Origin of the sequence: Thermofilum pendens Hrk 5 (assembly GCF_000015225.1) — an archaeon.
Lineage (GTDB): Archaea > Thermoproteota > Thermoprotei > Thermofilales > Thermofilaceae > Thermofilum > Thermofilum pendens.
Genome location: NC_008698.1, coordinates 1,474,566 through 1,495,823, shown reverse-complemented (window position 1 = coordinate 1,495,823; position 21,258 = coordinate 1,474,566). Strand labels below are relative to the sequence as shown.

At 59.0% G+C, this 21,258-nt stretch carries 19 protein-coding genes; 4 read left to right on the top strand and 15 right to left on the bottom strand.

The genetic code is table 11. The features are described from left to right. Positions 1 to 11: 11 nt before the first annotated feature. The 10 genes from TPEN_RS07910 to TPEN_RS07865 all read right to left on the bottom strand — a co-directional run bounded on the left by TPEN_RS07910 (position 12) and on the right by TPEN_RS07865 (position 10,929). Complete coding sequence (locus tag TPEN_RS07910; RefSeq protein WP_011753207.1) at positions 12 to 986, bottom strand: hypothetical protein; 975 nt, start codon at positions 984 to 986, stop codon at positions 12 to 14. After that, positions 967 to 1,797: an energy-coupling factor transporter transmembrane component T family protein gene (locus TPEN_RS07905; RefSeq protein ID WP_011753206.1), complete on the bottom strand. Its 831-nt coding sequence runs from the start codon at positions 1,795 to 1,797 to the stop codon at positions 967 to 969. Before TPEN_RS07905 ends, TPEN_RS07910 begins: the two co-directional genes overlap by 20 nt. After that, on the bottom strand, positions 1,757 to 3,289 hold the full coding sequence (locus TPEN_RS07900; protein WP_011753205.1) for an ABC transporter ATP-binding protein: 1,533 nt from the start codon (positions 3,287 to 3,289) through the stop codon (positions 1,757 to 1,759). Before TPEN_RS07900 ends, TPEN_RS07905 begins: the two co-directional genes overlap by 41 nt. A gap of 2 nt (positions 3,290 to 3,291) precedes the next feature. Continuing rightward, positions 3,292 to 4,044 (bottom strand): ECF transporter S component, encoded by a 753-nt coding sequence (locus TPEN_RS07895; RefSeq protein ID WP_011753204.1) that lies wholly within the window; start codon positions 4,042 to 4,044, stop codon positions 3,292 to 3,294. 121 nt (positions 4,045 to 4,165) lie between these two features. After that, positions 4,166 to 5,119 carry a hypothetical protein gene (locus TPEN_RS07890; RefSeq protein WP_011753203.1) on the bottom strand — a complete coding sequence of 318 codons (954 nt, stop codon included), beginning with the start codon at positions 5,117 to 5,119 and terminating at the stop codon, positions 4,166 to 4,168. 79 nt (positions 5,120 to 5,198) lie between these two features. Next, positions 5,199 to 6,809, bottom strand: a complete 1,611-nt coding sequence (locus TPEN_RS07885; RefSeq protein ID WP_245534164.1) for an ABC transporter ATP-binding protein — start codon at positions 6,807 to 6,809, stop codon at positions 5,199 to 5,201. A gap of 114 nt (positions 6,810 to 6,923) precedes the next feature. After that, positions 6,924 to 7,436 (bottom strand): hypothetical protein, encoded by a 513-nt coding sequence (locus TPEN_RS07880; RefSeq protein WP_011753201.1) that lies wholly within the window; start codon positions 7,434 to 7,436, stop codon positions 6,924 to 6,926. Positions 7,437 to 7,448: 12 nt separating this feature from the next. Then, positions 7,449 to 8,903, bottom strand: coding sequence for a hypothetical protein (locus tag TPEN_RS07875; protein WP_011753200.1), 1,455 nt, complete (start codon positions 8,901 to 8,903; stop codon positions 7,449 to 7,451). A 2-nt stretch (positions 8,904 to 8,905) separates the two neighbouring features. Further along, positions 8,906 to 9,967: an N-acetyltransferase DgcN family protein gene (locus TPEN_RS07870; protein ID WP_011753199.1), complete on the bottom strand. Its 1,062-nt coding sequence runs from the start codon at positions 9,965 to 9,967 to the stop codon at positions 8,906 to 8,908. Continuing rightward, positions 9,946 to 10,929, bottom strand: coding sequence for a pyridoxal-phosphate dependent enzyme (locus TPEN_RS07865; RefSeq protein WP_148678030.1), 984 nt, complete (start codon positions 10,927 to 10,929; stop codon positions 9,946 to 9,948). Before TPEN_RS07865 ends, TPEN_RS07870 begins: the two co-directional genes overlap by 22 nt. 240 nt (positions 10,930 to 11,169) lie before the next feature. Here TPEN_RS07865 and TPEN_RS07860 point away from each other — a divergent pair, with 240 nt between their 5' ends. Beyond that, positions 11,170 to 11,838 carry a DUF554 domain-containing protein gene (locus TPEN_RS07860; RefSeq protein ID WP_011753197.1) on the top strand — a complete coding sequence of 223 codons (669 nt, stop codon included), beginning with the start codon at positions 11,170 to 11,172 and terminating at the stop codon, positions 11,836 to 11,838. 280 nt (positions 11,839 to 12,118) lie between these two features. Here TPEN_RS07860 and TPEN_RS07855 read toward each other — a convergent pair whose 3' ends face one another. Further along, positions 12,119 to 12,910 (bottom strand): energy-coupling factor transporter transmembrane component T family protein, encoded by a 792-nt coding sequence (locus TPEN_RS07855; protein WP_011753196.1) that lies wholly within the window; start codon positions 12,908 to 12,910, stop codon positions 12,119 to 12,121. A gap of 1 nt (position 12,911) precedes the next feature. Beyond that, positions 12,912 to 13,487 (bottom strand): ECF-type riboflavin transporter substrate-binding protein, encoded by a 576-nt coding sequence (locus tag TPEN_RS07850; protein ID WP_011753195.1) that lies wholly within the window; start codon positions 13,485 to 13,487, stop codon positions 12,912 to 12,914. A 268-nt stretch (positions 13,488 to 13,755) separates the two neighbouring features. Here TPEN_RS07850 and TPEN_RS07845 point away from each other — a divergent pair, with 268 nt between their 5' ends. Together TPEN_RS07845 and TPEN_RS07840 are read left to right on the top strand one after the other, a co-directional pair. Next, positions 13,756 to 15,030, top strand: a complete 1,275-nt coding sequence (locus TPEN_RS07845; protein WP_052885302.1) for an ArsB/NhaD family transporter — start codon at positions 13,756 to 13,758, stop codon at positions 15,028 to 15,030. A 92-nt stretch (positions 15,031 to 15,122) separates the two neighbouring features. After that, positions 15,123 to 17,033 carry a phosphoenolpyruvate carboxykinase (GTP) gene (locus TPEN_RS07840; RefSeq protein ID WP_011753193.1) on the top strand — a complete coding sequence of 637 codons (1,911 nt, stop codon included), beginning with the start codon at positions 15,123 to 15,125 and terminating at the stop codon, positions 17,031 to 17,033. A 4-nt stretch (positions 17,034 to 17,037) separates the two neighbouring features. On the opposite strand, the gene TPEN_RS07835 is transcribed toward TPEN_RS07840, so the two are convergent. Genes TPEN_RS07835 through TPEN_RS07825 form a run of 3 tightly spaced genes read right to left on the bottom strand, consistent with a single transcriptional unit; the run spans position 17,038 to position 20,204 of the window. Then, on the bottom strand, positions 17,038 to 18,249 hold the full coding sequence (locus tag TPEN_RS07835) for a SufD family Fe-S cluster assembly protein (RefSeq protein WP_052885405.1): 1,212 nt from the start codon (positions 18,247 to 18,249) through the stop codon (positions 17,038 to 17,040). Beyond that, entirely contained in the window at positions 18,236 to 18,967 is a 732-nt protein-coding gene (locus TPEN_RS07830) for an ATP-binding cassette domain-containing protein (RefSeq protein WP_011753191.1), read from the bottom strand. The genes TPEN_RS07835 and TPEN_RS07830 overlap by 14 nt, the downstream gene beginning before the upstream one ends. 52 nt (positions 18,968 to 19,019) lie before the next feature. Then, positions 19,020 to 20,204 (bottom strand): MFS transporter, encoded by a 1,185-nt coding sequence (locus tag TPEN_RS07825; protein ID WP_011753190.1) that lies wholly within the window; start codon positions 20,202 to 20,204, stop codon positions 19,020 to 19,022. Between the two features lie 76 nt (positions 20,205 to 20,280). Here TPEN_RS07825 and TPEN_RS07820 point away from each other — a divergent pair, with 76 nt between their 5' ends. Next, a complete protein-coding gene (locus tag TPEN_RS07820; protein ID WP_052885300.1) occupies positions 20,281 to 21,225 on the top strand; it encodes a S1C family serine protease in 945 nt (314 codons plus the stop codon). Positions 21,226 to 21,258: the final 33 nt, after the last annotated feature.

Genomic DNA, 21,258 nt, shown 5'->3' with positions numbered 1-21,258 from the left:
AAATATTTTTTTTATTCGTGTCGGTGCCTCAGGGCTACAGGGTTCATTCTCGCCTTTAGCTCTTCGCTAGCTTTAGCCTTTATGATATCGAGTACTTTGAGGCACCCGTCGTCGCTACACTCGTGCCGTAGCCTCTCGGCTAGCTCCACGAGCTCTCTGAGGTGCTTCTCCGGGTTCTTGGTCCTGTCCCCCCAGTCGAATATGCTGCAAAGCCTTCTAGCAAGCTGCGGGGTTAGGCGCTCGTTTACGGTGGAGACTACGTCCTCCGGGGCTATAGTGTCCGGGTGCCCGTACGGCATGTCGGTTCCATTGGGTTCGAGGCCGAACAGCGCGCAGCAGTTGAACACGTACAGCTCGAAGTCTTTCCACGTCTTCCTGAACTCTTCCTCCACTTTTCTCAGCCTTCGGCTACCCTCGACGGCGCCCGATATCGTCAGAACGGCTACCTTGTCCACCCTGTAGCCCTTTTCCAGCGCGGCTTGCTTAAGCCTGAGTAGCGAGCCCGATAGAGTGGCCCCGGTCGCTATGGTATCGCCGACTATGACTATGGCTCTATCGGGTAGAGCCTCGAAGTTCTCGTAGCTTATGTCAACATCCCACGCGCCGTCCCCCATCGGGTAGCGCTTCGCGCCCACGATGCACCTCTGAAGGCTCCTCCCGAAGACATCCTTGAAGGCTTCGTCGATCATGTAGTACATGCCCCCGGACATTATCGTCAACTCGCACAGCCTGCTTAGCGGAACGCCCCTCAGGGGTAGCTCGTGGTACAGCACTTTGAGGAACTTGACGGCCACCTCCCTGGCTAGCTCGTGGAGCTTTTCGCCGCAGAGCCACGGCTTCGTGTGGATCTCGAGCACCTCGTCGCACACCATGATGTACTGGTTTCTAGGCAGGTCCTCCCTTACCACCCTGTAGAGTACCACTCCCTCTACGGGGGTATCCACTCTGACCAGCCTAGCTTTTCCCTCAGACGTAGCCGTGCGCATACTCGAGCCACCCCAGCCCGTAGCAGTACCTGAGGACTATGTACAACGCTAGGAGCAGGAGGGAGGATGCTACGACCAGGTAGTCCTCCCTCCTGAACCTGTACTCCCTCAGGCTGCTCCTCCTGGGCGACGCGCCGAAGCACCTGGCCTCCAAGACCATTCCAACCCTTCTAACGAGGCTCAGGCTGTTAACGATGAGAACGGTGAACAGTGTGGAGTAAGCCCTAAGCCTCTCGAGGAAGCCTCCCTCCTCGAACCCCCTGTAGCCCCTGGACTTGAGAGCGTCGGCTATCCTCCTCGCCTCCTCTTCGAGGAACGGTATGAACCTGAAGGTTAGGGCTACCGTAAAGGTCAGTTCGTAGGGTAACCCCACCTTCTCCAGGGAGTTCGCCAGGTCTCTTGGGTACGTGGTGAAGGCTACGGTTAGAAAGCTGAGCATTATCACTAGTAGCCTCAGCGCGGCTCCCACCCCTAGGTAGAAGCCCTCGACGGTTACCGGGTACTTCAACCCGAGGAAGCTGATGTAGAACAGCACGGTGCCCTTTTTCACCTCAACTGCGGCGAAGAGGCCGTTGAAGAGCACTAGTAGTAGCGTGCTCCCGAGGAGGGTCGACATTATCCACTTCGAGTGGAACTCCTTAAGCTCGTATACCCTAGACAGCAGGAGGAATGCTACCGCGAAGGCTAGCGGGGGTAGCAGGTATAGCGGGTCGATCACTATCAGGGCAATCACCATCAGCGAGGTTAGCCACACAATCTTCGCTCTAGGGTCAAGCCTGTGGATCACGGTTATGCCGCCATACCTGAACATCCGGCACCACCTCCAGGTAGCTTGAGAGAAGCTCGCACCGGGCCAGCACCTCTGGAGAGCCGTCCTGCACAACCCTACCCCTTGACATCACAACGACTCTCGTGGCGTACTCGAACGCCAACCGCGGGTCGTGTGTTATGACAACGATTGTAGAGCTTTCCCCCAGCATCCCCAGGACGGTGTCCAGCACCCTCCTCGAGTGGGCACTGGTCATCCCCGTCATAGGCTCGTCGAGGACTAGGACCTTGGGCCTCATCGCTACGATCGACGCTATCATCAACCTCTTGAGCTCACCGACGCTGAGCTCCTCCGGTATCATGTCCAGCTTGTCTTCCAGCTCGAACGCCCTGGCGATCCTCGCGACCTCTCTCCTAACATCGTCCCCGCCTACACCCAGGTGCCGGAGCCCCATCGCTATCTCGTCGTACACGCTCTCCCCTACTATCTGGTGCGCCGGGTTCTGGAAAACCAGCCCCACTATCCTCGACAGCCTGTAAGTAGGGCACGTCCGAGTGTCGCAGCCGTCGACGAGCACCCTCCCGCTGCTCGGCTTGAGAAGACCGTTCATGTGCTTCACCAGGGTGCTTTTACCGCTACCGTTCCTACCCATCAGGAAGACTACCTCGCCCTCCCTAAGCGTTAAATCCACGTGGTCGAGGGCCAGAGTCCCGTCGGGATACCTGAAGCTCACTTCCTCGAACCTGACCACCTCGCGCCCGCGGCTACCCGCCCTCGCCTTCGCAGGGCGCCTCGCCGGGCGGGCGTCCAGCCCCAGCCTAGCGAGAACGTCGGAGCGGAGCACCTTGCTCGGCTCCCCGTCGGCTACCACGCGCCCTCCCTCCATGAGCACGGCCCTCTTAGCGTACCTCCGCGCTACCTCCACCTTGTTCTCCACGACTATAACCGTCAGGCCGTGTTCCTCGTTTAGCCTCTTCAAGGTCTCGTAGACCTGCAGTGTTCCCGGAGGGTCTACGTTCGCCGTCGGCTCGTCCAGCACTATGACCTTAGGCCTGAGGGCCAGTACGGAGGCTATGGCTAGCCTTTGCTTCTCGCCCCCGGAGAGCTCCGAGGGGCTCCTCTCCTCGTACCCCCTAAGCCCGACCATCTCCAGCGCCTCGCCGACCCTGAGCCTTATCTCCTCCGCCGGGACCCCCAGGTTCTCCAGGGGTAATGCCACCTCGTCTACCGCCCGGAGCTCGAGTAGCTGAGCCTCCGGGTCCTGCAGGATTACGCCGACGCGCTTCGCCAGCTCTGCTACGGGGTGCTCCCTGGTGTCCAGCCCGTCTACCTTCACTGACCCCTTAATCTCGCCTTTTACGCAGTGCGGTATCAGGCCCGAGAGGGCGTAGACCAGCGTGGACTTGCCGGACGGGGAAGGACCCATAACCGCGACGAACTCGCCTTGGCTTATCGAGAGGCTTACGGAGTCCAGCGCCCTCCTCCCGTTGGGGTAAGAGAAAGACAGGTTTTCCACTCTAACTACTTCGCCCACTCCTACGCACCCCCCAGTAGCCTCCTAACCCTCTTGTTCTCGAGTATGCTGGCCGTGATGCCTGCCGCTACGAAGTCCTGGACTAGGTCCTTTGCCAGCACGAACCACGTGGGGATCCACGGGTACTGTTGCACAACGTAGAGGGCGAAGGCATCGTAGGGCACGTAGGCTATGGCCCCCATGCAGCCAGCCAGCGTGAGCAACAACCTTCTATTCTCGGGGAACCTTAGGACCAGCAGGGCGGCTACCGCCGCTGCCACAACGCCGCTGACTATGGAGACGTAGGGCACGGCCAGCCCGGTCTCCGGACCTGCCGCCACGGCTCGCTGGGTCATTGATACTAGGTCCTCGAAGGTCACCTTGCCGTACCTCATCTGGTCGACCCACCACGTTAAGAAGAAGCCGCCGAAGAAGAAGAATGGAGGCGCTAGTACCCTGAGCAGTCTCACCTTCTTCGCGAAGAAGCCTGCCACGCCGCCCTGTATGGCTGTGTAGACAACGTAGCCCTCCCACCCGTACTTCACCGCCTGGACGTAGCCGCCGAGGAGGCCTGTAAGGGCTCCTAGCAGAGGGCCTCTCGTGAAGGCTACTAGAAGTATCGGGATCCCGGTCATGCTGAACTGTATGTTCCAGGGGCCAGGTATAGCGAAGAAGCCCAGGACGTTGGCGAGAGCAGCCATAACGGCGACGAGGGCAACGTCCTGCGTGCTTATCCTTCTCTTTACACCCGAGCTTTCCTTAAGGGTGGTACCCAAGTGCCCTTCAAGCCCTGTTTCCAGGTCCTATAAATACCTAACGCTCAGAAATACGGGAAGAATGCTTAAAGGCTTCTCCTGGGCGCGCGGAGCATGCACCGGCGGCTGGGTTTTGAGTGGTTTAGGGGTACTCTAGTTCTCTACCGGTTACGACCAGTACTCCTTTCTCTCTATGTAGCTTCTCCAGGACCTCTAGGGCTTCTCTGCCGAGGTTCGCTACAGCCAGCACTGCTAGCTCCACTTTTCTCCCGCTGATCTCCTCGACTACCTTAACTCTCTCCATAAGCTTAGCCGCCTCCCTCTCGGCATCCTCGGCGGAGCGCAGGTAGGTAGTCACTTCCCCCACTAGCAACGGCTCCTCGCAGAAGAGGTCGAGCTCTACTAGTACGCCTTTGTACGCTAGGTTGACGCCAACCCTGACCCTAGCCTCCGGGTACCCCTTCTCCGCCAGGAGTCTCTCCAGGAAAGCGGCGGCGTAGAACTCGAGTGTCATGCCAACAGCTTCGCCTAGTTGCCTAAAACTGGCGCGTAGCCCATCCACATCTCCACGCAACCTCTCCTGCCCTTCTCTCAGCGCCCTGACCTCCTCCCAGAGCCTCTGCTGGCCTTCCCACAGCTTCCCCTGGTCCTCTCTTAAAGCTCTAACTTCCTCCCATAATTTTTCCTGGTTTTCCCTGAGAGCCTTCACCTCCTCCCACAGCCTCCTCTGATCCTCTCTCAGCGCCTTAACTTCTTCCCATAGCTTTCCCTGCCCCTCTCTGAGGGACTTCACTTCCTCCCATAGCTTTTCCTGGTTTTCCCTCAGAGCTTTTACCTCTTCCCACAGCTTTCTTTGATCCTCTCTCAGCGCTCTGACTTCCTCCCAGAGCTTTCTCACCTCTCCCCACAGCTTCTCCTGTTTTCTCCACAGTTGCTCCTGTCCCTCCCTCAAAGCCTTTATCTCGCTCAGCGTCGCGTCCATCTTCTCGAGCAAATCCCTGAAGCCCAGCAAACCGGCTAACGCGTACCTAAGCTCCCTATCCTCCTCCAAAGCCTTGATAAGCCTCTCCCACTCCCTCCTACCCAGCGCCGCCACCAGCCAAACCCGAGAAAAACTAACCGGAAGTATTTAAAATGGTTTTCTGGAAGGAGGTTCGCGGTCTAGCGTTTAAGTGCTACGAATGCGTCCTGCTACGTGCTAGCATAGCTAGTTCTTTTCTCGACAAGATGTAGTTTCCACCGGTGAGCCTTTTGCCTAGCCTAATAAGGCTTGTCTCACGAATCTTCCCCTTTGCAAGCACAGAGGAGTCTGAAAGCACTTTCCTAGTTGGTCCGTCTGCCACTATCTCTCCGTTAGCAAGCACTATTGTTCTGTCTGTGTATTCCACTGCGAGATCGGTGTCATGCGTTATTAGTACAAGTGTTTTAATGACGCCGGCGTTTACCAGGGAGTCTACGAACTCCATGAAAGCAGTATATGTAGCGTAGTCCTGCCCCGCTGTAGGCTCGTCCAGCACCAGAATCCTTGGCTTCATAGATAGTATTGAGGCAACGCATATTCTCTTCTTCTCCCCATGGCTAGACGCAAAGGGGGAGAAGTCGAGCAAGTGCTTCACAAAGCACCTCTCCGCCGCCTCCTCCACTCTCCCAGGTATCTCGGAGGGCGGAACTCCCAGATTTCTAGGCCCAAATGCTATTTCTTCTCGCACGGTCTCCGCGAATAGCATGCTGAAAGGATCCTGAAACACTAGCCCGACCATCGGCGCGACTTCATAGACTTCCATCGTGTGGGTATCCCGTCCGTAGACCAGGACGCTACCCTCCGTAGGTTTAAGCAAGCCGAGCATGAGCTTCGCCATTGTGCTTTTACCGGCGCCATTGTTTCCGAGAAGCGCGACTCTCTCCCCCTCGCGTATCTCAAGGTTTATCCCTTTGAGTACGGGCTTGTCCTCGTAGCTAAAGCTCACATTCCTAAACTCTACGGCGACTACCCCCGGAGAGTGATGCGGCAGAGAGATGCGTGGAGCCTCCACGATGCCCGGGGGCAAGTAAGCCTCTGCTGGAACCTTCAGTTCATCCGCAAAGTTGGCGAGCTCCTCTACTCTCTCCACCTCCCTAACTATGGTTCCCTCTCTCATCACGAAGACCCGGTCCACCCCTACCTCCAGAACTTCCTCAACTCTGTGTTCCGCTATTACGACTGTTTTTCCCTCTTCGCGGAAACTCTTTATCACCTCTTGAACCGTGGCTACACCTTCGCTATCGAGATTGGCTAGAGGCTCATCCATGAGTATTATTTCGGGCTTCATGGCTAAGACGCCGGCTATGGCTACTCTCTGTTTCTCGCCGCCACTCAGCTCGTTCACGTCGCGATCCTTCAGGTGCAGTATGCCGAGTCTACTCAGCGCCTCTTCAACCCTCCTCTCAATTTCCTCTCTCTCGATGCATAGGTTGGAGGGGCCAAACGCTACGTCATCCGCTACTGTTGGCAGAAATAGTTGCTTCGAGACCTCCTGCATAACTGTGCCTACAATTCTCGACAATTCGTAGACGGGAGTTTCTGCTACGGTAAGCCCCCTTACCCTGACGGCTCCCTTATAAGTTCCCGAGTACCTATGGGGTATCAGCCCATTGATGGCCTTTAAAAGCGTAGATTTCCCGCTCCCGCTCCTACCGGCAAGAAGCACCACTTCGCCCTTGTCTACTTCCAAGCTAACGTTCCTTAACGCTGGCTCCCCTTTACCGGCGTAAGTAAACGAAAGCTCCTCGACCTCTATTTCAGGCACCCGTAAGACCACCGGGAACTCCACGGCTGAACGCAAAAATACCTTGCGCCCTACTTTCCCGTGGGATCCACCTACTAAACCAACACAGATGCTCGGAGAAACCCGCCGAGAGACCTAGCGGGCTAACCCTTGCTTCGCCTGATGCTGCAGGGCGAGGTATAGGTAGTACGCCAGCCCTCCCAGGAGGAGCACGGAGCAGAGCAGGTAGACGGCCGGGGTTAAACTGGGGTCGTAGAGAGGGTTCGCGGCGTAGGGGTAGAGCGGCCTGATGTCGGGGTACAGCGGCGAGTCGAGCAGAACGTGAACCGTGCACCCTAGGATCCCGGCCACCGCGAAGCCCTCGAAGCCAACGCTCCGCGACCCTTCCAGCAGGGCTCTCTTCCAGGCGTTCCCGAGTACCTTCTCCGTCGCGTGCATCAGGAGCCCTAGGCACAGCCCCAGCAACGCGGCGCCGGCGAACGTGTGGAGGTAGCCGTGGAGGGGGTAGTCGAGCCCCAGCACGAGCACTACTAGCGGCTCGACGTCCACCGCGATGCTGGCCAGTATGAACGTGGGGGCGTGGATCCTCTCCCTGAGCGGAAGCCCCACGGCGAGAGCAGGCCCCAGGTGAAACGGCGTGAACGGCATGCCCGTGCACCGCTACCTGAGGCCGGGGATCGACTCCGGGTCTACTTGGACCCACTGCCCGTTCTCGAGCTTCGCGTACCCCCTCGTATACTTCTCGTAGATACTCAGCACCCTCAGCCTCAGGTCCCTGTGCGGGATGAAGTCCGGGGTGCTGTTTATGCCGTCGAAGTGTATCATCTCGACGTGCCAGACGGGCTCCGCGCCCGGAAGCCTCCAGAGCCCCCTGCTCGCGACGAGGTAGAGGGAGTGCTTGACCAGGGATGGCTCGAGCCTTACAAGCCCCTTTGACAGCCTCTCCGGGAGAGTCTCGACGTGCCTCTCATCGTACCTCAGGAGCCTCGGGTCCGCGCCGACCGCGAGAAGCATGAGCAGGACGCCGTTGCACTTGTAGCAGGTACCGCAGGGCTTCACAACCCCGTTCTCTACGTGCGTCGAGTGGCAGCTCGTTACGAGCGGCGCGAGGTCCGGGTACCTGTCGAAGAGTATCCTGAGTATCGTTATGGGTGTTACCGGCCTTAGAGGCGACCACTGCTTGATGCCCAGCCCCCTCTCCTCGAAGTACCGCGTCATGTAGACGTCGAAGTCTAGGGACTGGTCGTAAGTCGCGTAGTAGTGCCTTATACCCTTGTACTCGAACGTCAGCCCCGAGGGGTCGTCGAACTCGTTTCCCATGACTATGTTGCCCACGCCGTACTTGAGCGCCAAGGGGAGGAACGAGAGTATGTAGTGAGCGTACCAGAAGAGCCTGACGGGATATATCTCCCTGTTCTTCCTCCAGTAGTTCGGGACGACTATCTTCATGTTCTTCTCTATGAACGCGAACAGCCTGTCCACGTTGCTCCAAACCCTCCTGGTGTTGGGGTCCCTCCTCGACAGCTCCCTGTAGGCCGTGAGCGCCGTCCACCAGTGCCTCCCGGCCTCGTTGAGGAAGAACGGGTAGACCTCGCACCCGGCCTCCCTGAGGAGTCCGTACGCGAACAGGCTCTCCTTGCCCCCCGACGACATGACGCCGCACTTCGAGTAGTCCGGCTCGGCCTCCAGGTACGTCGAGTCGTCCACGTTCTCGGCGACAACGGTCGCCCGAGGCTCGGCGTCCTCCGGCGTCACGCTCTCCGGGTCGGGGAGGTACTCCTCCTTTATGAGCCCTGTGCGCGCGACGATTCTGTTCACGAAGATGTCCCCTGCCGTTACCCGCGCCATGTCCTCGAAGAACCTCAAGTCCAGGCTGTGAAGCTTCACGTCGAGCCTTATCTCGTCTGCGAACAGTGCGTAGTTAACCGCCGGCACTATGCCGGCCATGCTGGAAGCCTCCTCGAGCACCCTAGGGTCGAGGTCCTCTGGGTAAACGTTCACGAGCTCGTACTCCTTCCTCAACCCGTCGAACTCCAAGACGTACCTAACGCTCGTACGCCTACCCTTGACCTTCACTGGCCCGACAGTTATCTTGTCAAAGCACTTCAGGTCCACTCTTAGCCCACCACTTCCGGGAACCTCCTGGTTATCTCGTCGACAATCCTCCCGACGCCCTCGATCATCGGGACCACGACGGGGATCCCGAGCTCCTTCTCAAGCTTCTCCCTCTCGGCGAGCACCTCCCGCTCCGAGAGCCCCTCGGTGCTGAGAGTGATCGCGAAGACCCTCCTATCGGTTATTATCTCGACGAGCTTCAGGAACTTCTCCAGGGGTGGAACCGGGTACTCGGGGAACCCGTCCAAGTGCTTCCTACCTGGCGCGTGGTGCAGGATGGTGACCTCGGGTTTCAACAGGTTCAGTATCTCGTAGCTCCCCGGGAACACCGGGTGAAGCAGGCTACCCTGACCCGGCACGACTATGACCTTGGGCTTCTCCTCGCTGTACGCCCTCCACACGACGTCCTCCAGTACTCCGGGGACGAAGTCGTTTATCACGCTGTCAAGCACGAAGACGTACTTGGCGCCCTGCATCCAGGCAGTCTGCCCCGTACCGACGAAGACGGCTTTAATTCCCCTCGCGTTGAGCTCGTCGGTCACCATGTGGGCAACCGTCCTCTTGCCGACAGCCGAGTCCGTCCCTATCACGACCACTTTGAGGGCTTTGACCTCCTTTATCTTCCCTGTGTAGAACTTCCTGGTGTTGTAGTATATCTTCCTCACGTCTATTATTTCGGCGCCAGTCTCCCTGGCTATCCTAGAGAGCTCCGGGTCGTCACTGAGAAACTCGTGTAAACCAGAAACCACGCTTATCCCCCTCTTCAACGCCTCCTTCACCACCTCCCTGTAGGACGGCGGGAGCCTGCCACCAGGAGTCGCCACGCCGATTATGAGGAACTTTACCCCGGGGTGCTCCTTCAACGCCTCCTCGAGGGAGGAGTATATCTTTATGCCGCGAGGTTTCCCGTCGAGCACTTCGCCTGCATCCCTCCCAGCGAGGGTGCTGTCTATCACCCCGACTATCTTGTAGCGTAGGCTCTTCCTGACGAGCCCGTGCGCCGTCTTGCCGTCAGTCGTCGAGTAGAGACCCTCCGCCAGTATTACCGCTTCTCCCTCCTCCATCTCCCCGTTATCACCGCTACTACCGGGCCGTCGACCTCGTTTGCCTTAAGGTACTCGCGTACAGCCAGGAGCGCGGACGCCGACGCGGGTAGAGCGCTTACCCCCTCGAACGCCCTGAGGAGTATCGACATCTCGACCATCTCGGAGTCGCTGAAGCCGAACGCCGCGCCCTTAGACGCGTATATAGCTCTCAGAGCCTCCTCGGCGTTCAGCGACCTAATCGCGACGAGCGGCTCGTTCACCGGGGTTTCGCGCACCTCGGAGACCTCGACCGGTAGGGGCTCCGTCGACCCCCTGCTCCAGGAGTAGACGAGCTGGTTCGCGTTGGACGTGCTGGCAGCGACCATCCTCGGGATCCTCGTAGTCTCCCCGGCTCTGTACAGCCTGTAGAAGCCGTGGTATATCCCTACGAGCGTGGTTCCGTTCCCCACGGGTACAGCCACTACGGCAGGGGCGTCTCCGAGCTGCCTCACGATCTCCCTCGCTATGAGGGAGTAAGCCTCTATGCTAACGTGGTCGTTCACGCTACCGGGGTTCGCGTCGTACCACCCGTTAGCCCTTGCGGAGCTCACGCTTACCGCGACCGCGTCCTCGTAGGGCCCCTCCACCTCCACTACACGCGCCCCGTACCTCTTCATCTCCGGCACCCTACTGTTGCTGTAGCCCTTCGGGACGAATATCACCGCCCTAAGCCCCGCGAGCCTAGCGTAGTACGCTACCGCGACGCCGTAGTTACCGCAGGTCCCGACCGTCACCGTGTCGTAGCCGTTGAGAACGGCCTCTCCCACGTGCGCGAGGGCAGCCCTGTCCTTGTGCGTACCCGTGGGGTTGTAGCCCTCGTACTTCAAGTAGACAGCGGCGCCGTCAAGGTTGAGAAGCTTCCTGAGAGATGTGAGCTTGAGCAGGGGGGTTGAGAGCGCTAAAAGTTTACTACTAGATGAGTCTCCCTCCTCCACCTTCACCCTTCACCGTCGATTCTAGACGTTACACCCCTGAGGATTAAACCCTTGTATTGCTAGGAGGGTTTAAAAGAAAAAGGAGCCCGGGAAGTCCGAGGCAAAACTATACTCTACGCGGTTGAAACACGGCGAGCATTTTGCCCCGGCAAAACTTTCGGCACATAGACTTCCACTGGCGGTTCGCGGGAAAGTGTTCAGCCCCGGCGTAGAAAAGCTAAAAAAGGCTCTCTGCCACATCTAGGGGTGCTCGGAACCCTGGTAAACACGCTGACCGTGCTGGCAGGGTCCCTCGTCGGTTTGCTCCTCAGGAAGAGCGTGAACGCCGAGAGAGTAGCGTTTGTCGCCGACGTGCTTGGGCTTTTCACAGTGGCGATCGGGGTTCAAATGGCGCTCCAAGCGAGAAAGCCCGTGGCGATGATAGTCTCGTTGCTCCTCGGCTCCCTGGTGGGCGAAGCCCTCGGCGTGGAGGGAGCTCTTCAGAGGCTTTCGGAGAGAGTATCGAGGACGAGGTCCCAGGGCGTGGTCGACGGGATGCTCACAGCCTTCCTGACGTTCTGCGTGGGGCCAATGACCGTAGTGGGGTCTATCAGGGACGGCTTGGGAGACCCGAGCATACTGCTGGCAAAGTCCGTCATGGACGGCGTCGCATCGGTTGCCTACGCCGCGGCTATGGGTGTAGGCGTGGTGTTTAGCTCCGTCTTGGTGCTGGCCTTCCAGGGATCCCTGGCGTTGCTCGGAGCGCTGACGGGGGCGCTCCTGCCAGAGGCGTCGGTGAACGAGCTGACCGCGGCAGGCGGAGTGCTCCTAATAGGCGTAGGCATCAATTTGTTGAAGCTGAAGAGGATCCGCGTGGGGAACATGCTCCCGGCGCTCCTGCTGGCACCAATCCTGGCGCTGACGGGCATGCCTTAACAAGCCCTCGGAAACGTTACTTTGTCTTCGAAGAGGGTGTATAAAGATTAGAACCTTTTTCCAAAAAATGGAGGAAATCTATTTAACGAAAACGGCTATTGGCAAGAAATCTTTACGAAGGAGCAGTAGAAGAGCATTTAAAACCCCGATCATTTAGCGAGGAACAGGGGGGCTGGAGGGCAACCTCACCCGGGGTAGCGGATGACGTTGTGCAACCCTCCTAAGCCCCCCAGCCAGATATTCTTTTCACGCTTAAGGTTTGCTGGTGAGAGGCTTGCGCCTATGGTAAGGGGCGAAGAACGTATAAAGCGAGGAATACCAGCGAGATTACAGCCGAAAGTATAGCGAAAGCCTTGTCCAGAGTTTTCATGGACAGTTTTCTATACCACGTATGGCACTTTGTCCCTCCGAACCCCCTCAGCTCCATCGCATCGGAGACATCGTAGATGGAGAGCGTTGCAGACACGGTTACGGGCACTATCAACGGGATTACCGCTAAGATCCTGCCGAGAGGATTCTTCCCACCCCGCGGCCTATACCCCCTAGCCATCTGCGCTTCTAATGTGCGCCTTAACTCGTCCACGAACTGAGGGAAGTACCTAAAACCTAGATGTACGGCATACGCGGCCCTGTAGCTCAGCCCGAGTTGTCCTAGCGCAGGAGCGTAAAGGTGAGGAGGAGTTGTGTAAACGAACGCGACCGTAACTGTTGCTACCGCTAGAAGCTTGAGTACAGGAGTGATAGACCTGGAGAGGAGCTCCGCGCTCATAAATGCCTCTAATAGCTCTCCGCGCGGCCTATGGTAGAGCACAGCTACGAACAGATAGTTCAGGAAAGACAGAACCAGGGCTACGATCAGTATGAACTTCCAAGTGTTCTTCGTTTTCGAGAAGGGAAGCCTTGCGAGAAGATAGAACGATAGGCCTAATGCTAGTGTTAGTACCGCTAGAAGGAGGTTGTAGGAAAGCGAAGCCGCTAAAACCACGCTTCCAACAAAAAATAGTTTAACCCTGGGATCCAGTCTGTGTACGATGCTACTCCCTTCAATGTACCTAACTATTCTGCTCGACATTCTAGGTTCTCCTAGACCTGCCTTTTACCGCCGCACTATAAGCTTTGATCAAGACAGGGGTGAGTATGGCGCCGTTAACGGCGTCGGTCACAGCGGCTGGTAGGAACAACGCGTATATTGCCTCTTCGATCGTAGATATCCCATACCCGAAAATGTAGTCAGTAAAGGACGCGAAGCCCATGCCGACTATAGATCCTACGACTGCGAGTACCGACGCTACCATTAACCCCTTCTTCTCTAGTAGCTCTTCGCGCTTAATAATGTACGATGCCAGCCCGGATATCAGTCCGAGGAGCCCGTTGCCCACGTCCCAGTTCCACCAGAAACCTCCCCAGCTCACAGCGTCACTTATCGTGTTTCCGAGAAACCCCACTACAAAGCCTACAACTGGGCCGAATACGTGGCCGAAGAACATGGGTATACTTACGCTGGGACGCACGGAGACGAGTTGTGATCCAGGTATCTGGAGAATGTTGAAGAAAACGTTGAAGGCAGCGTAGAGCGCCGTTCCAATACCCATGGCGACAATATCTGTAGTAGACAGCACTTTTCTTGAACGCTTTAGCTCTGTAGCCACGTTCTTAGTAGCCTTTTAGTCTAAGATAAACTTTTTCGCTTTAATGCCGCGGAAGACAGCTTTATCGTTAGCCCACTTCTCCACGCGTCTACAACCATGCCGGTTATACTTGTGCTAGCGTTTTCGTCTGCAATTTTCATCGAGCTGATTCAGGCCCTTAACACTCTCCGAGCTCGTATCCGTGATGCTCGCCTTGCGGGTGGCATTCGTCTACTCCGTGCACATGAGAGAAACGTTTTTCGCAACGGGTTCTGAGTGTTGGAAGCGTATGTTCGACGCGAAGCCCCTGATAGGTGCCGGTGTACTGGTGTACCTAACGGTAGCCCTCGTGGCGCGTAGCAGGAGGCCTAAGACTCCTGTGTGGAGCATCATGGCGTTTGCCTCTTTCATAGTCGTAGCCACGGGGCTTCTCGGCATAGACGACGTGAGGAAGAGCGTAGACGTAGACGTGATACTATTCCTCGTGGGTATGTTCAGCATAGTAGGGCTCGCGGAGACGAGCGGGCTCCTCACTGCCGCCTCCTACTTCTTCGTATCCAGGTTTCACAGCAGGGTGAAGCTCTTCTACGCGTCGGCCGTTCTCTTCGGCCTGCTCGCCGCGTTCGCGGTAAACGACACCGTTGCCCTCATGGGCCCCGCGGTGGCGTACGTGATTTCGCGGGCGGCCGGCATAGACCCCAAGGCGATGTTCCTCCTCCTGGCCTTTTCGATAACGATAGGGTCGGCGATGACCCCCATAGGGAACCCCCAGAACGTGCTCATAGCCTCGGGCTCCGGGATGCCGGCCCCAATGCTGGTATTCACGGCTAGGCTGGCGGTACCCACGCTCGTCAACCTGCTCCTAACGGCCTACCTGCTCTCCAAGCTCTATGGGCTGAGGGACGCTAAGGTGCAGGTGGCGCTGATCCCGGAGGAAGCCATAAGGAACAGGAGGGATGCCGCCCTGGCGGCCGCCGGCCTCGCCGGAACAGTTCTCGCGCTGGTGGTCAACGACTTCCTCGAGCTCGCCGGGATGCCGCACGTATCGGACAGGGGCATTATACCGTTCGTCGCTGCCGCCGCTATCTACCCGTTCACCTCCAACCCGAGGAGGATCCTCTCGAGGGTCGACTGGTCCACCGTAGTGTTCTTCATAACCATGTTCATAACGGTCGCGGGGGTTATGAGGAGCGGGGTCGTCGACCCCGCACTACGGCTCTTGCTCCCCGAGAAGGCTACCGGAGCCCGGGATCTCTTCGCGATAGCCCTCCTCTCGCTGGCGCTGAGCCAGTTCCTGAGTAACGTGCCGCTGGCAAGCATAATGGTGGAGTACATGAGGGGGCTAGGCTACTCGAGTACCGATGTCCGAGCCTGGCTAACGCTGGCAACAGCTTCAACCATCGCCGGCAACCTTACCCTGCTGGGCGCGGCTTCGAATATCATCATTCTCGAGATGCTCGAAAGGCGCTTCAAGACGACGATAACATTCACGGAGTTCCTCAGGGTAGGCGTGCTCGTAACTGCGCTGAACATGCTCGTATACGCGCCGTTCCTACTCTTGTAGAATGAAATAATTTCAAAAAGCATGCGGCTAGAGGGTTTACCATATGTTCTGAAACGAGAAAAATTATTTATCCCGGATAGCGAGGAATACTTGTGAATAGGCTACCGGTACTGGGGGTCGAGCTGTCAACAGAGGAATCGCTGAGCCTTATAAGGGGGAAAACCTCGGACGAGCACTTCGAGAGGCTCCTGAGGACGAGGAACTCCAGGCTCCTGAGGGACATAGCTGCCGTCATCCTGGTGGCTAAGCCCTCAAGCCTATTCGTGAACACGGGTAGCGAGAGCGACAGAGAGTACATAAGGAGGAGGGCGCTCGATAACGGGGAGGAGCTCCCGACGAGATACGAGAGGCACACCGTCCATTTCGACGGAGCGAAGGACCTCGCAAGGGACGTCGCGAACACGAGAATCCTCTACCCCGGCGGAAGGCGGGTAGCGATGGTCAATACCTACGACAGGGGGAGGGGCGTGGAGGAGCTAAGGGAGCTCTTCGAGGGAGTAATGCGCGGAAGGGAAGCCTTCGTGTCCTTCTACCTCTACGGACCCCGGGGCTCTCCCTTCTCCCTCTACGGCGTCCAGGTAACGGACTCGGCGTACGTTACTCACAGCGAGGAACTGCTCTACAGAAACGCTTACCGGGACTTCGTGGAGAAAGGAGAGGACGTGGAGTACATGCTGTTCGTGCACTCTGCGGGGGAGAGGGACGAGAGGGGTTGGAGCAAGAACACTGATAAGCGCAGGATCTACATCGACGTTGAGAACAGCACTGTTTACTCCGTCAACACTCAGTACGCCGGGAACACCGTGGGCCTGAAAAAGCTCGCCCTCAGGCTTGCTGTATACAAGGGCTACAAGGAGGGCTGGCTTGCCGAGCACATGTTCATCGTCGGGTTGAAGGGGCGCGGAGGCAGGCTAACCTACTTCGCGGGGGCTTTCCCGGCTGGTTGCGGGAAAACGTCCACCGCCATGATCGCGGACACGGTCGTTGGGGACGACCTAGCGCTGATACACGCCGTTAACGGCGTAGCGGTTGCGGTGAACCCAGAGGTCGGCATGTTCGGGATAATAGACGGCGTGAACCCGGCCGACGACCCGGAGATCTACAGTTTACTCACGAACCCCGAGGTGGAAGTAATATTCAGCAACGTGTTGCTCACGAGGGACGGGGAGGTGTGGTGGAGGGGGAAGCCCGAGGAGCCCAGGGAAGGCCTAAACTACGCAGGCGAGTGGTGGCCCGGCAAGAGGGACGAAGGCGGAAAGGAGGTTCCACCCTCGCACCCCAACGCTAGGTTCACGCTCAGCATCAGGCACTTCCCGAAGCTAGACCCGAGAATAGACGACCCGGGCGGAGTCCCCCTCTCCGCGATGGTGTTTGGTGGCAGGGATTCCTCTACCCTTCCCCCCGTACTCGAGTCCTTCGACTGGAACCACGGAGTGGTGATGATGGGCGCGGCGCTTGAAAGCGAGAAGACCGCCGCCGTGATCGGGCAGGTAGGGGTGACAGAGCTAAACCCTTACGCTATCCTCGACTTCCTGCCCATATCCCCCGGGGCTTTCACGGAGCTCCACTTCAGGTTCGCGGGGAAGCTCAGAGTCACGCCGAAGATATTCGGGGTCAACTACTTCCTGAGGGGGAAGGACGGCAACTACCTAGCGGAGAAGCGCGACAAGCTGGCGTGGCTGAGGTGGATGGAGGCGAGGGTTAACGGCGAGGTAGGCGCGGTTAAAACGCCCGTAGGCTACGTGCCTGTCTACGAGGATCTCAGGGAGATCTTCGACAAGCACCTCGGCAAGGAGTTCCCCGAGGGGCTCTACGAAGAGATGTTCTCCGTGAGGGTTCTAAACTACCTGGGCAAGGTGGAGAGAGTGTACAAAGCGTACCTGGAGGACAGCGATGCCCCTCCACTACTCTTCGAAATACTCAGGGACCAGGAGAGGAGGCTTAAAGACGCCGGCGCGCGCTACGGGCCGGTGATAAGCCCCTTCAAGTTCGACAAGGCGTGAGCCCCTACCCGAGGGCGTGCCTCACGACGTACTCTATTACCCTTTCGATCTCGCCTTTAACGCTCTCAGGTAGGCCCGGGGTCTCCGCTGTGAGGTAGCCCCTCAGGAGTATAGACCTCGCCTCCTCCTCGCTGAACCCCCTAGCCATAAGGTACTCTATCTTCTCCCCGGAGAGCATGCCTATAGCCGCCTCGTGCGTCAGCTCAGCCCTCTCCACCCTGGACTTCAGCACCGGGACAGCTTCTATGGTCGAAGAGGGGTCGAGCATGACCCCAAGGCACTCTATGTGCCCCTTCACGTCGTTGGCCTCCGCCTCTACAGACCCCCTGGAGACTATCGTAGACCCCTTGCTCCCGAGCACCCTGGAGACGAGCTCCGCGCTGCTCCCCTCTCCCAGAAGCACGGCCCCTCCACCCACGTCGTAGACGCCGGGCCCCGTGCCGGCGACTACGGAGGTTAGCTTGGCGCTCGCCCGCCTATACAGGTAAACCCTGGGGTACGTCTGCAGGGACGCTACCGGGCTGTACACGGCGTAGTAGCTCACGTATTCTCCGCCCTCCTCCACCCTCACCGCAGTCCTGGGGCGTACGTGCGTACCCTCGCCCCACGCGTGGAGCATGGTGAAGACGAGCCTCGCGCCGGGACCCACGAAGAACTCCGAAAGCCCCACGTGGAGCCCTCCCTTGACGCCGTGCGGCACGAGGCAACCCGTCGTGACGACAGCCTCCGCCCCCTCGTCGAGGTAGACGACGTTGTGAGCGAACTGGACCTCCTCCCCTGTGAAGAGGCTCAGGCAGGTGTATATCGGCACGTCGACCTTGACGCCTGGCGGTACGTAGACGTAGTAGCCGGCCTCCCCGCCGTAGAGGTAGGCGTAGGCGGTGTACTTGTCCGTCGCCGGGTCTATCAGGGACCAAGCTACCCTCGCGGCGGGCCCGTCCTCCTTCAAAGCCTTCGAGAGGGGCTTCACCACGACCCCGTATTCCCGGAATAGCCTCTCGGCTAGAACCCTCGCAAAGATAGTCTCGCCCACCTGGACGTAGCTCGCCCGGGAAACGTCTATGCCGACTCTCTCCTTCACGGAGGAGGAGACAGCCCTGGGCGGCTCCCCGGCGGAGTACCCCGGCGCCGCGACCCTGAAGGACGATAAATCGAGGTCCGGGCCATAGGGAGAGGGCTTCGACAGCGCCTTCCTAGCCGCTTCAACGCGCTCCATCAGCCTCACCGCACAGCCCCTTAAAGCCCCTCTCCTCTACGAGCCCGGCCACGCTCCCCGGGGCGCCGCTGTACACTATCCTCCCATCGCAGAGGACGTGTGCAGCCGTGCCGCCAACCTTCTCTATGAGAGCCCTGGTGTGTGTCACCACGATCATTGCCGTGCCGAACTCCTCCGAGACGAAGCTCAGGGCATCCGCTATCAACCAGAGGCTGTCAAGGTCCACCCCGCTGTCCGGCTCGTCGAGCAACGCGAGCCTGGGGCGCATCAACGCGACTAGGAACAGCTCCGCCCTCTTCCGCTCGCCCCCGCTAAAACCCCTGAAGGAGTCCCTGCCCATCAGGTGCTCCAGTCGTAGCCTGCGTGAAAGCTCCTCCACGTACGCCCCGGTGCCGAACCTCCCAGAAACCAGCTTGGCGAGGCTCCTCAAGGGGACCCCCACGAGCTCCGGCGGGATCTGGTAGGCCAGCGCCACGCCCCTCCTAGCCCTCTCCACCACCGGTAGACCGGTCACGTCCTCGCCGTCCAAGAGGACTCTTCCGGAGACCACGCGGACCCTGGGAAGCCCCGCCAGCGCCGACAGGAGGGTAGTCTTGCCAGCTGCGTTGGGCCCCATCAGGAAGTGCACCTCGGCCTCGCCGACGCCGAGGCTAACCCCTCTCAGCACCTCGGCGCCTCCCACCTCGACGTGCAAGTCCAAAGCCTCTAAGAGAGTCATAGTGCCCGAAGAGAAGCTCCGACCAAGCCTTTAAGCCTACCGCCTCTACACTCTACCTGAGCAGTACGCCTGCTACGGCGGCGCCCAGCAACGCGGAGGCGGAGGACAGCAGGAAGAGGGTTCTCGGGCTGTAGAGGTCCGCGACGAGCCCCGCGGCTACGCCGACCGCGGACCCGAATAGCGCCGAGAGCGTCCCCTCGAAGGCGTAGAACGTAGCTCTCTCCGACTCGTCGCTCAGGTCCATCAAGGCCTTGGAGTACGCGAGCCAGAACGCCGGCCACACCGGTATCACGAAGAACAGGGAGAAGACGAGGTAGTTCGGGGACAGAAAGTACCCCAGGTAGAGAGCGGTCCACCCGAGCCCTGCGAGCACGAACATCTCCCGCGTCGAGAGCCTGTCGGCGAGCCTGCCGTAAGGGATGGACGCTAGCCCGAAGAGAGTTGTGACTGCCACGAGCGTCGACCAAGCTTCAGGCGGGCCGTTAAGGTACTTCACGAAGTACACCGAGAACACTCCTCCGCTCAGAGCCCCGGGGAGGCTGAGCACGAGCCTAGCTAGGTAGAGCTTCCAGAACCTCCGGGGTATCTTCGGGATGCTTACAAGCTTCCTCGAGCTAACGGGGTTCCGGTTACCCTCTTCGGGGATCATGCTTATCAGGACTAGGGGCAAGACCCCGAGCAAGGCGTTCAGCCTGAGCATCCACCTGAAGCCTATCCAGTTGTACAGGAACCCTGAAAGCATGCTACCGGCGAAGCCGCCGATGACCGTGGACGCGTTGTAAACCCCGAGCCTCGACCCCCTCTTGTCCTTGAAGACCTCCGCCATCAAGGCGGAGAACGCCGCTCCCCCAGCGCTCCCGGTGAACGCCCCGAGTATCTGGACGAGTATCGCATCGTTAATGCTTGACGCGAAGCTGAGAGCCAGGGAAGCCAGGGAGCCCGTAGCCAAGCTCAGCTGAACGAACTTCTTCCTCGACCCATTAGTATCAGACAGCCTGGCCCAGAAGAGCCCCATGATCACTGAGACCGCCACCGGGGCCTGGCTGGCAATACCTGCCTGGAAAAACCTCCCGCCGGCGAGCCCGTAGAGGTAGAGAGCCATGAACGGCGATACGAGGTTACCGGCGAAGCTACTCGCAAGCCCGTACGCTACGAGCACTTTCTCCGCTCTTCCACCGCCCGTCGAGGCGCGGGGCTCCGCTCTCTCTCCGCTCTGAGTTTCAGCCTTACGCGACACACATACCACCCCGAACACTCAAAGAGGATGCAGAGAGCCCCCACAAATATAAACCCCGCGCGCGGTATCTTTCCGGGTGGTTGGCTTGGCGGAAGACCTCCAGGAAAGGGTTATCAGAGCCTACGAGAAGGTTAGGGACAGCGTTGTAAGCGTAACGGCGGTAAAGGTCCTGGACTTCCTCTTCGTACGCGAACCAGTCTCGGGGCTAGGGTCCGGCGTAGCGGTAAGCGAGGACGGCTTGGTGGCTACGAATGCCCACGTCGTCGAGGGCTTCGAGGAGATCTCCGTGACGACTCCAGGTGGGGACCACGTAAGAGCGGAGGTCGTAGACGTGGATCCGCACTACGACATAGCGTTTCTTCGAGTAGAGAGGGCGAGGCTTAAGCCAGCCGAGCTGGGCGACTCCGACAGCTTGAGGGTCGGGCAGTTCGTTGTAGCTGTGGGAAACCCCTTCGGCCAGCTCCTCGGAGGTCCCAGCCTGACGTTCGGCGTTGTGAGCGGGCTCGGGAGAAGCCTGAGGGCCGAGGGAAAAATATACGAGAACCTCATACAGACGGACGCGCCGGTAAACCCCGGGAACAGCGGAGGCCCCCTCGTCGACCTCGAAGGGAGGGTCGTGGGGATAACGACCGCTATGATACCGTTCGCCCAAGGCATAGGGTTCGCCATACCCATAAACGAGGTGAAGTACGCCCTGGCCCAGCTTGAAAAGTACGGCAGGATTCTCAGACCGTGGATAGGCGTCTACGGGCTAGACGTGAACCCGGCGATAGCCTACCAGCTAGGGTTGCCGAGAGCGGCCGGAGTGCTCGTACTAAGGGTTGTCCCCGGGAGCCCCGCCGCCAGGGCTGGCGTAAAGCCCGGGGCAGTCATACTGAAGCTGGACGGCTCGGAGGTCAAAGGCACGGGAGACCTCGTGTCTAAGCTCAGGCAGAAGGAGGTAGGGGAAAAAGCGGTCCTAGAAGTCTTCTACGCGGGTACGCTCCGCAGGCTCCAAGTAACGGTAGAGGAAGCACCGTAGCACGCACCGCTAGCACAGGTAGAAGCACTACCC